The following is a 9,242-nucleotide window of genomic DNA, read 5'->3' as shown; positions in this document are numbered from 1 at the left end:
CGGACACCCCGCGCTCTCCGGGCCGCGGGCGGGCGGCAACCACCTTGCAGCTGGTCGGCCGGGCGCCTCGCCGCCTTCCCCGGCCGCCGACGGTGCGTCCGGCTGCTCCGCCGAGTCGTCGACCGTGCAGCCCGCCGCTTCGCGGCGGATCTCTCCCACCCACCCACCCGGTCTGCCTGCTTCGAGTGCTGCGGGGTGCTCGGGTGGGTGGGTGGGGAAGATCCGCCGCGAAGCGGCGGGATTGGGGCGGCGGCCATGGTGGTGGTTACGTCGCGCCGCGGAGGGGCCGTGCCGGGGCGGTGGCGTCTGCTGGGCGGCGAAGGAACTGCGCTGGGGTAGTCGCGGAGGGCTCCCGGCGATGGAGTCGGGTGGCCGGTTCCAGCTTCTGGGCGGCGATGACGCATCCTTGAGCGGATGAGATGCGCGGAGTGTCGCGTTATGGGCACTTCCGCTTGATCCATCAAGATGTGCGCCAATCGCGTAATACGCGCGTGGTGGCGTCGGAGGAGGGATTCAAGGATGAGCAGCGGTGCAACGGCCTCGGAGCACGGCTTCGTCGCCGTGCGCGGACGTGGCTACCGTCCCGAGCAGGTGGACGCGTACGCCCTCGATCTGTCCCAGGACCGCGACGGCGCGTGGGAACGCGCCGCCCGGCTCACCGTCCTCGCCAAGGAGATGGAGGCGGAGGCGGAACGGCTGCGGGACGTGGTGTCGCGCCTCGCCCCGCAGACGTACGAGACGCTGAGCGAGCGCGCGCGCAACGTCCTCGCCCTGAGCGAGGCGGAGGCCGAGGCAGTCCGGACGCAGGCCGACGCCGACGTGCGGAGCGTGACGGAGGCGGCCGACACCCGGGCGCGCGAGGTCCGGGAGGCCGCGGGCGCGTACGCCGACGAGGTGCTCGGCGAGGCCGACGAACGGGCCCGGCAGCGGCTCCTCGCCTGTCGCGCGACCGCGGACGAGTCCCGGATCTCGGCCCGCCGCGACGTGAAGGAGTGGCGCGGCGAGGCCCTCGCCGCGCTGCGGGAGATGCGGGAGCGCAGTGCCGCGCTCCTGGAGGAGCAGGAGAAGGAGCACGCCGAGCGCTGGGAGGCCGCCGAGCGGGAGATCGCCCTGCGGGAGGCCGAGGCGGAGGCTCACGAGGCTTCGCTCGTGGCCGCCGCCGAGGCGCGGCTCTCCGAGGCCAAGCGGGCCTTCGCCGAGGCGGAGGAGTCCGCGAGGCACGGGCAGGAGGACGCGGAGGCGCGGGGCGCGGAGCTGGTCGCTGCCGCGGGGGTGCGGGAGGAGGGCATCGTCCGGGAGACCGAGCGGATGCTGCGGGAGCACGGTGAGGAGTGGGACGAGGTGCGGGCGCACATGGAGCATGTGCGGAGCAGTCTCGCTGCGCTGACCGGGCGGGCTGCTGCTGAGGGTGCACCCTAGGCGGGGCGGGGCTCTTCCAGGCCGCCGCTTCGCGGCGATTCTTTCCCGCCCACCCACCCGTTCACCCCGCGTCGAGTTCTCCCCCCTACCTCCTCGTCACTCCCGCCAGGATCCAGCCCTCCACCGCCTCGTACCTGCCCCGTTGCTTCTCGGACACTCTCGGGCCCGACGAGATCGTTCCCAGCCAGCCGAGCAGGAAGCCCAGCGGGATGGAGGCCAGGCCCGTCGTGGTGAAGGGGAACCAGTTGAAGTCGTGGTTCGGGAACGCCGAAGTGGGGGCGCCCGAGACCAGGTTGGTGCCCGTCATGAGGATGACGGAGCCCAGCGTGCCGCCGATCAGGGTCCACAGGAGGCCCCTGCGGGTGTAGCGGCGCCAGAAGAGGCTGTAGACGAGTGCCGGGGCGAGGGCGGAGGCGCCCAGGCAGAAGGAGAGGGTGACCAGCGGTTGCAGGTTGTGGTGCTGGACCATGACCGCGAGGGCGATCGCCAGGCTCCCTATGGCGAGCGCCGAGACGCGGGCCAGCGTCATCTCCCGGCGCGGGGTCAGCTCCTTGCGCAGGTGCAGATGTGCGAAGACGTCGTGCGCCAGGGAGTTGGCGCAGGCGAGGATCATTCCGGCGACCGAGGCGAGCAGCGTCAGGAAGATCGCCGTGGTGACGGTCGTGAAGACGAGGGTCTCCGCCGTCGACGCGTTCGCGCCGAACACCGCCCTTGAGCCCAGCAGATAGGCCGTGTTGCCCTGCGGATCCGCCTGCGTGATCGCCGCCCGCCCGATCATCGCCGTCGCGCCGAAGCCGACGATCGAGATGACGAGGACGAAGAGCGCCACCGACGACACCGCCCAGGACATCGAGCGCCGCACCTCGCGCGCGCTGCGGGCCGTGTACATCCGCATCGTGACGTGCGGCAGGCAGGCGCCGCCGAGCACCACCGTCAGCTCCGAACTGATCATGTCCAGGCGGGGGTTGGGGCCGCCCTGGAACTGGAGTCCGGACTGGAGGAAGGCCGGGCCGGCCCCGCTGCCCTTCTGGGCGGCGGCCAGGAGCGCGCCCAGGTCCCAGTCGAAGCGGCGCAGGATCAGGGCGGCGATGACCACTCCGGAGCCGAGCAGCATCACGATCTTCAGGATCTGGATGAGGGCGGTGCCCTTCATGCCGCCGATCGCCGCGTAGCTGATCATGAGCGCGCCCAGCGCGACGACGCAGCCCGTCTTCACGCCCTCGCCGGAGAAGCCGAGGATGAAGGAGAGCAGGTCGCCCGCTCCCGCCAGCTGCACCAGCATGAGGGGGATGAGCGCGGCGAGCGTCGCCGCGCAGGCCGTGATCCGTACGGCGCGGCCCGGCATCCGGCGGGCCAGTACGTCGCCCATGGTGAACTGGCCCGCGTTGCGCAGGGGTTCGGCGAGCAGGAACATCAGGAGCATGAGGGACAGGGCCGTGCTCAGGGCCAGGACGACGCCGTCGTACCCGAGGAGCGCGATGATCCCGCCGGTGCCGAGGACGGTCGCCGCCGAGATGTAGTCGCCCGCGATGGCCAGGCCGTTGCGCATCGGCGAGAGGGAGCCGTAGCCCGCGTAGAACTCTCCGAGGTCGTCGCGGTCGGGGCCCGTCATCACGCACAGGAGCAGCGTGAGGGTGACGACGGCGGTGAACGCCACGAGGGACATGGCCTGGGCCGAGTCGGTGGCCAGTGTGGTGCCGGGGTTCATCGGTTGGCCTCCAACTCCGCCCGTTTGCGCAGCCGTTGGGCCAAGGGGTCGACCCTGCGGCGGGCCGTGAACTCGTACAGCGCTATGGCGAGCAGGGTGACGGGCACCTGGCACAGGCCGAGCAGCAGACCGGTGGAGAGCCCGCCGGAGACCGTGCCCGTCATCAGGGCCGGGGCGAAGGCGGAGAGGATCAGGAAGAGCGTGAAGTAGCCGAGCGCGGTGAGCGTGGCGACGCGGCGCTGCCAGCGGTAGGCGCTGCGCAGGTGGCGCAGGTCGCTGTGGCGGCCGAGTGCGGGGTGGCGGGGGAGCCGTGGGGGCGGCGGGGGAGGTGGCGGCGCGACGGGCTGCCAGGGATAGGTGGGGTACGAGGGGGAGGAGTCGTGCGGGGGGAGGTGGGGGTGATAGGCGGGCTGCGAGCTCTGAGGGGGCTGAGGGGGCTGCGGGGTCTGACGGCTTTGGGAGGGCGAGGGGTACTCGGGGTACTCGGGGTACTGGGGGTACTGCGAGCGGGGAGGGTTTTGAGGGTGATGTGGGGGGTGGGGGCGTTGGGGCTGGTGAGGGTAGGGCATCCCGGTTCTCCTTGCGCGGCGTCGGTCCGGTGCGGGACCGCAGGGAGCGAGAGGTGAGGATCGAGCACGTTACTTGTAAGTAGTAGAGCCGCGAAGGGTTTTGCGCATACTGGTCGGTCGGTCTATTCGGCCGGTCCGTTCAGGCGGCTTTCGTGCGGCGCCAGTTGGGTGCCCTCCGGGCTCTCCAGCGCTCCCACCTCGCCGTTTTCCGAGGTCTTGACCCCGATTACCGGAAAGCGCCGAGGGGCGAGGAACACCAGTACGAGGAGTGCGAGCACCGCGGCGCACCCCGCCCCGACGTACACGGTGTCGACCGCCGAGTCGACGGCCCTGCGCAGCCGTTCGGGGTCGGCGACCGATCCCGGGTCCTCCAGGGCGTGCGCCACCGAGTCCAGGGAGCCCGCCCCGCCGAGCCGCGACGCGAGCACTCCGTTGGCGACGGCGCCGAAGAGCGCGGCGCCCAGGGTCTGGCCTATCTGGCGGCAGAAGAGGATGGACGCCGTGGCCGTGCCCCGCTCGGACCAGCCCACGGTGGACTGCACGCCGACGATCAGCGGCAGTTGGAACAGACCCAGTGCCGCGCCGAGCAGCAGCATGATCAGGGCCGGCTGCCAGGCCTGTCCCGGGTAGGGCAGGAGGGGGAACGCGAAGAGGAAGAGCGCGGCGCCGCCGATGCCGATGAGGGCGGTGTCGCGAAAGCCCAGCCTGCGGTAGACGTGCTGGCTCAGGGCGGCGGAGACGGGCCAGCTCAGCGTCATGACGGAGAGCACGAACCCGGCGGCGATCGGCGCGAGGCCGAGCACGGACTGGGCGTACGTCGGCAGGAAGATGGTGGGCGCGACCATCAGGAGGCCGAGTGCGCCCAGGGCGAGGTTGACCGCGGCGATGGTGCGCCGGCGCCAGACCCAGCCGGGGATGATCGGCTCCGCCGCGCGCCGCTCGACCACGACGACGGCCGCCGCGAGCAGCAGCCCGCCCGCGAACAGCGCGAGCGAGGGCGCGGAGAGCCAGCCCCAGGCGACACCGCCCTGCACGAGCGCGGTGAGCAGTACGCCGCCGCAGGCGAAGACGGCGAGCGCGCCCGCCCAGTCGGTGCGCCCCCGGGTGACCGCCTCGCGCTCCGGCTCGTGCAGGTGGCGCACGATCAGCCAGAGGGCCACCGCCCCGATGGGCAGGTTGATCAGGAAGATCCAGCGCCAGTCCGCGTACGCGGCGATGAGGCCGCCGAGCGCCGGTCCCGCGATCGACGAAGCCGCCCACACCGTGGACAACTTGGCCTGGATCTTGGGGCGTTCCTTGAGGGGGTAGAGGTCGGCGGCGAGTGTCTGCACCGTGCCCTGGAGCGCGCCGCCGCCCAGGCCCTGGACGACACGGAAGGCGATGAGCGCGCCCATGTTCCAGGCCACGGCGCACAGGGCCGAGCCCAGCAGGAAGAGGACGCTGCCCGCGATGAGGACGGGCTTGCGGCCGAAGGTGTCGGAGAGCTTGCCGTAGATGGGCAGGGTGACGGTGACGGCGAGCAGATAGCCGGAGAAGAGCCAGGAGAAGACGGAGAAGCCGCCGAGGTCGCCGACGATCTGCGGGATGGCGGTCGAGACGATCGTGGCGTCCAGGGCGGCGAGCGCCATCGCGAGCATGAGCGCGGCGACGACGGGTCCGCGCCGCCGCCGGTCGTCCGAACCCGAAGGTGTGCCGTCCGCGTCCACCGAGATCCCTTCCCCCTGCATCTATTTGCTCCGGGCCACCATCTCACCCGATGCGCGTCCGGGGCAGGGGTGGAGAGCATCCCGGCAGGTGGGCCGGTGTCCGCTCGGCAGGAGGGTGGAGCAACCCCGAGAACGGCTCCACCGGCAGGTGGAGATCCCCTAGGGGAACCTCCGTACTACGGACCGGGGAGCGCTCGTACCGCTGGAGGACGAGAAGGCCACCGCCGCTTCTTAGATTGGCTTTATGCCGACGGGGTCGGGCCGGGGAAGGCCTCGGATCGGACCAACCACACCTTCGGGGGTGGGGTTTTCCCCCGCAAAAGACTGCGCTGAGCACCAGCGCGCGGGACCCGTCCGACGACCAGACTCTTTATGCGTAGCGAACACACCTGACTCACTGCGTAACCGACTTAGGAGACTTACCGTGACATCGGCTGTAACCATTCCCAGGCACGGGGGCACTGGAGGGCGTACGGCCGTGGCGGCACGGGCGCGCCAGGTCGTGAAGGCGTACGGATCCGGGGAGACCCGGGTCGTCGCCCTCGACGAGATCGATGTGGACATCGCCCGCGGGCAGTTCACCGCGATCATGGGCCCGTCCGGCTCCGGTAAGTCGACCCTGATGCACTGCCTCGCGGGCCTCGACACCGTCTCGTCCGGGCAGATCTACCTCGACGAGACCGAGATCACCGGCCTGAAGGACAAGAAGCTCACGCAGCTGCGCCGGGACCGGATCGGCTTCATCTTCCAGGCGTTCAACCTCCTGCCGACGCTCAACGCCATCGAGAACATCACGCTCCCGATGGACATCGCGGGCCGCAAGCCCGACCGCGGCTGGCTCGACCAGGTCGTGGAGACCGTCGGACTCGCGGGCCGCCTCAAGCACCGCCCCACCGAGCTCTCCGGCGGCCAGCAGCAGCGCGTCGCCGTGGCCCGCGCCCTGGCCGCCCGCCCCGAGATCATCTTCGGTGACGAGCCGACCGGAAACCTCGACTCCCGCGCCGGAGCCGAGGTGTTGGGCTTCCTGCGCAAGTCGGTGACCGAGCTCGGCCAGACCATCGTGATGGTCACGCACGACCCGGTGGCCGCCTCGTACGCGGACCGGGTCCTCTATCTCGCCGACGGCCGGATCGTCGACGAGATGTACTCGCCGACCGCCGACTCCGTCCTTGACCGCATGAAGGACTTCGACGCGCGGGGGCGTACGTCATGACCGTCCTCAAGACCTCGATGCGCAACTTCTTCGCGCACAAGGGCCGCATGGCGCTCTCCGCGGTGGCCGTGGTCCTCTCGGTGGCGTTCGTGTGCGGCACGCTCGTCTTCTCCGACACGATGAACACGACGTTCGACAAGCTCTTCGCCGCGACCTCCGCCGATGTCACCGTCACCTCCAAGGCCGCCAAGGACACGGGCGAGACCCCCGACAGCGGCAGGCCCGAGTCGATACCCGCATCGGTCGTCGGCCAGGCGAAGAAGGCCGACGGCGTGAAGTCCGCGGAGGGCGCGGTCAGCAGCACCGCCGTGACCGTCGTCGACGCCAAGAAGGAGAACGTCGGCCCCACCGGCGGCGGCCCGACCATCGCGGGCAACTGGACGCACAACGACCTGCGTTCGATGGACATCACCTCCGGGCACGCCCCGCGCGGACCCACCGACGTGATGGTCGACTCCGACACCGCCGACAAGCACCACCTCAAGATCGGTGACGAGCTGCGCACGATCGCCGTCAGCGGCGACCACACCGCGAAGATCTCCGGCATCGCCACCTTCAAGGTCACCAACCCCGGCGCGGCGATCGTCTACTTCGACACCGCGACCGCACAGCGCGAACTCCTGGGCGCGAAGGGCAAGTTCACCCACGTCAACGTGGTCGCCAAGTCGGGCGTCAGCGATTCGGTTCTCAAGCGGCACGTCACCGGGGCCATGGGAGCCGAGGCCTCCGCGTACAAGGTCAAGACGCAGCAGGAGACCGCGGACGACGGCCGCGAGAGCGTCAGCGGCTTCCTGGACGTGATGAAGTACGCGATGCTCGGCTTCGCCGGAATCGCCTTCCTCGTCGGCATCTTCCTCATCATCAACACCTTCTCGATGCTGGTCGCCCAGCGCACCCGCGAGATCGGTCTGATGCGCGCCATCGGATCGAGCCGCAAGCAGATCAACCGCTCCGTGCTCGTCGAGGCGCTGCTGCTCGGTGTCTTCGGCTCGATCCTCGGGGTCGGCGCGGGCGTCGGTCTCGCCGTCGGCCTGATGCAGCTCATGTCCGGCATGGGCATGGAGCTGTCCACCCAGGACCTCACGGTCGCCTGGACGACCCCCGTGGTCGGCATGGTCCTCGGTATCGTCGTCACCGTCCTCGCCGCCTACCTCCCCGCTCGGCGGGCCGCCAAGGTCTCCCCGATGGCCGCGCTGCGCGACGCCGGGACACCGGCCGACGGCAGGGCGAGCCTCCTGCGCGCCCTGATCGGCCTGGTCCTCACCGGCGCCGGCGGCTTCGGCCTCTGGACCGCGTCCCAGGCGGACAAGGCGAGCGAGGGCTCGCTCTTCCTCGGCGGCGGCGTGGTCCTGACCCTCATCGGCTTCGTCGTCATCGGCCCGGTCCTCGCGGGCGGCGTGGTCCGCGTCATCAGCGCCGTACTCCTGAGGATGTTCGGCCCCGTCGGGCGGATGGCCGAGCGCAACGCCCTGCGCAACCCGCGGCGCACCGGCGCCACCGGCGCGGCCCTGATGATCGGCCTCGCCCTGGTCGCCTGCCTTTCCGTGGTCGGCTCCTCGATGGTCGCCTCCGCCACGGACGAGCTCGACAAGTCGGTCGGCGCGGACTTCATCATCCAGTCCGACAACGAGCAGGCGATCACCCCGAAGGCCGCGAAGTCCCTGGAGAAGGCCGACCACATCGCCCACATCACCCAGTACAAGGACGTCAAGGCGGACCTGACGGCCGCGAACGGCAAGGTCGCCAAGGGGGTCGGCCTGAGCGCCGCCGACGCGACGTACGCCGAGGACCTGCGCGCCGACACCGTCGCGGGCAAGCTCACCGACGCCTACAAGCCGGATTCCATGTCGGTGGGCGAGGAATTCGCCAAGGACCACGGCATCACGGTCGGCGACAAGGTGAAGCTCGCCTTCGACCACGGCAGGACGGGCGAGATGACGGTCCGGGCCATCACGTCGAGCGACACGTCACTCGATTCGGGCGCGATGTACGTGAACATCTCGACCGCCGCGAAGTACGTGCCCGCCGACCGGATGCCGCCGAACGAGATCATGTTCGCCGAGGCGCAGAAGGGCCAGCAGGAGGCGGCGTACGCGTCGCTGAAGAAGGCCATGGCCGACTATCCGCAGTACAAGGTCATGGACCAGACCGACTTCAAGCAGACGCTGAAGGACCAGGTCGGCCAGATGCTGAACATGGTCTACGGCCTGCTGGGGCTCGCGATCATCGTCGCGATCCTGGGCGTCGTGAACACCCTGGCCCTCTCGGTGGTCGAGCGCACCCGGGAGATCGGCCTGATGCGGGCCGTCGGCCTCTCGCGCCGCCAGCTGCGCCGCATGATCCGCCTGGAGTCGGTGGTCATCGCCCTCTTCGGCGCGCTGCTCGGCCTCGGCCTGGGCATGGGCTGGGGAGCGACGGCCCAGAAGCTGCTCGCCCTGGAGGGTCTGAAGGTCCTGGAGATCCCCTGGCCGACGATCATCACCGTCTTCATCGGATCGGCGTTCGTGGGCCTCTTCGCGGCGCTCGTGCCCGCCTTCCGGGCAGGCCGGATGAACGTCCTCAACGCCATCGCCACCGAATAGCTCCCGCCACGGGGGTGTGGGAGACGGCCCCGGCGGGCGCTACGG

Annotated in this window: 6 protein-coding genes; 3 read left to right on the top strand and 3 right to left on the bottom strand. The window is 70.6% G+C overall.

Features of this window, described 5'->3' with window-relative positions; genetic code table 11:
- The first annotated feature begins 519 nt into the window (after positions 1–519).
- The gene (locus tag ACFUPX_RS43410) at positions 520–1,419 is read left to right on the top strand and encodes a cellulose-binding protein (RefSeq protein ID WP_383335160.1); all 900 of its coding nucleotides are present in this window, start codon (positions 520–522) and stop codon (positions 1,417–1,419) included.
- Positions 1,420–1,504: 85 nt separating this feature from the next.
- Here the strand turns inward: ACFUPX_RS43410 and ACFUPX_RS43405 are convergent, their stop codons facing one another.
- From ACFUPX_RS43405 to ACFUPX_RS43395, 3 genes are all read right to left on the bottom strand, one after another.
- Positions 1,505–3,127 (bottom strand): cation acetate symporter, encoded by a 1,623-nt coding sequence (locus ACFUPX_RS43405; protein ID WP_383335158.1) that lies wholly within the window; start codon positions 3,125–3,127, stop codon positions 1,505–1,507.
- Positions 3,124–3,696, bottom strand: a complete 573-nt coding sequence (locus ACFUPX_RS43400) for a DUF485 domain-containing protein (RefSeq protein WP_383335156.1) — start codon at positions 3,694–3,696, stop codon at positions 3,124–3,126. Before ACFUPX_RS43400 ends, ACFUPX_RS43405 begins: the two co-directional genes overlap by 4 nt.
- A 122-nt stretch (positions 3,697–3,818) precedes the next feature.
- A complete protein-coding gene (locus ACFUPX_RS43395) occupies positions 3,819–5,423 on the bottom strand; it encodes an MFS transporter (RefSeq protein ID WP_383335154.1) in 1,605 nt (534 codons plus the stop codon).
- A 403-nt stretch (positions 5,424–5,826) separates the two neighbouring features.
- Between ACFUPX_RS43395 and ACFUPX_RS43390 the strand changes: the two genes are divergently transcribed.
- Both ACFUPX_RS43390 and ACFUPX_RS43385 read left to right on the top strand, forming a co-directional pair.
- On the top strand, positions 5,827–6,615 hold the full coding sequence (locus ACFUPX_RS43390) for an ABC transporter ATP-binding protein (protein ID WP_361386845.1): 789 nt from the start codon (positions 5,827–5,829) through the stop codon (positions 6,613–6,615).
- Positions 6,612–9,197: an ABC transporter permease gene (locus tag ACFUPX_RS43385; protein ID WP_383335152.1), complete on the top strand. Its 2,586-nt coding sequence runs from the start codon at positions 6,612–6,614 to the stop codon at positions 9,195–9,197. The genes ACFUPX_RS43390 and ACFUPX_RS43385 overlap by 4 nt, the downstream gene beginning before the upstream one ends.
- Positions 9,198–9,242 lie beyond the last annotated feature (45 nt).

It is taken from the genome of Streptomyces sp. NPDC057302 (assembly GCF_042667685.1).
Classification (GTDB): domain Bacteria; phylum Actinomycetota; class Actinomycetes; order Streptomycetales; family Streptomycetaceae; genus Streptomyces.
Note: the sequence above shows the minus strand (reverse complement) of the source record. Positions and strands in the feature narration are given on the sequence as shown.

Excerpts from the sequence above, each read along its gene's own strand:
- ACFUPX_RS43410 (WP_383335160.1), top strand. The coding sequence starts at position 520 with ATGAGCAGCGGTGCAACGGCCTCGGAGCACGGCTTCGTCGCCGTGCGC.
- ACFUPX_RS43405 (WP_383335158.1), bottom strand. The coding sequence starts at position 3,127 with ATGAACCCCGGCACCACACTGGCCACCGACTCGGCCCAGGCCATGTCC.
- ACFUPX_RS43400 (WP_383335156.1), bottom strand. The coding sequence starts at position 3,696 with ATGCCCTACCCTCACCAGCCCCAACGCCCCCACCCCCCACATCACCCT.
- ACFUPX_RS43395 (WP_383335154.1), bottom strand. The coding sequence starts at position 5,423 with ATGCAGGGGGAAGGGATCTCGGTGGACGCGGACGGCACACCTTCGGGT.
- ACFUPX_RS43385 (WP_383335152.1), top strand. The coding sequence starts at position 6,612 with ATGACCGTCCTCAAGACCTCGATGCGCAACTTCTTCGCGCACAAGGGC.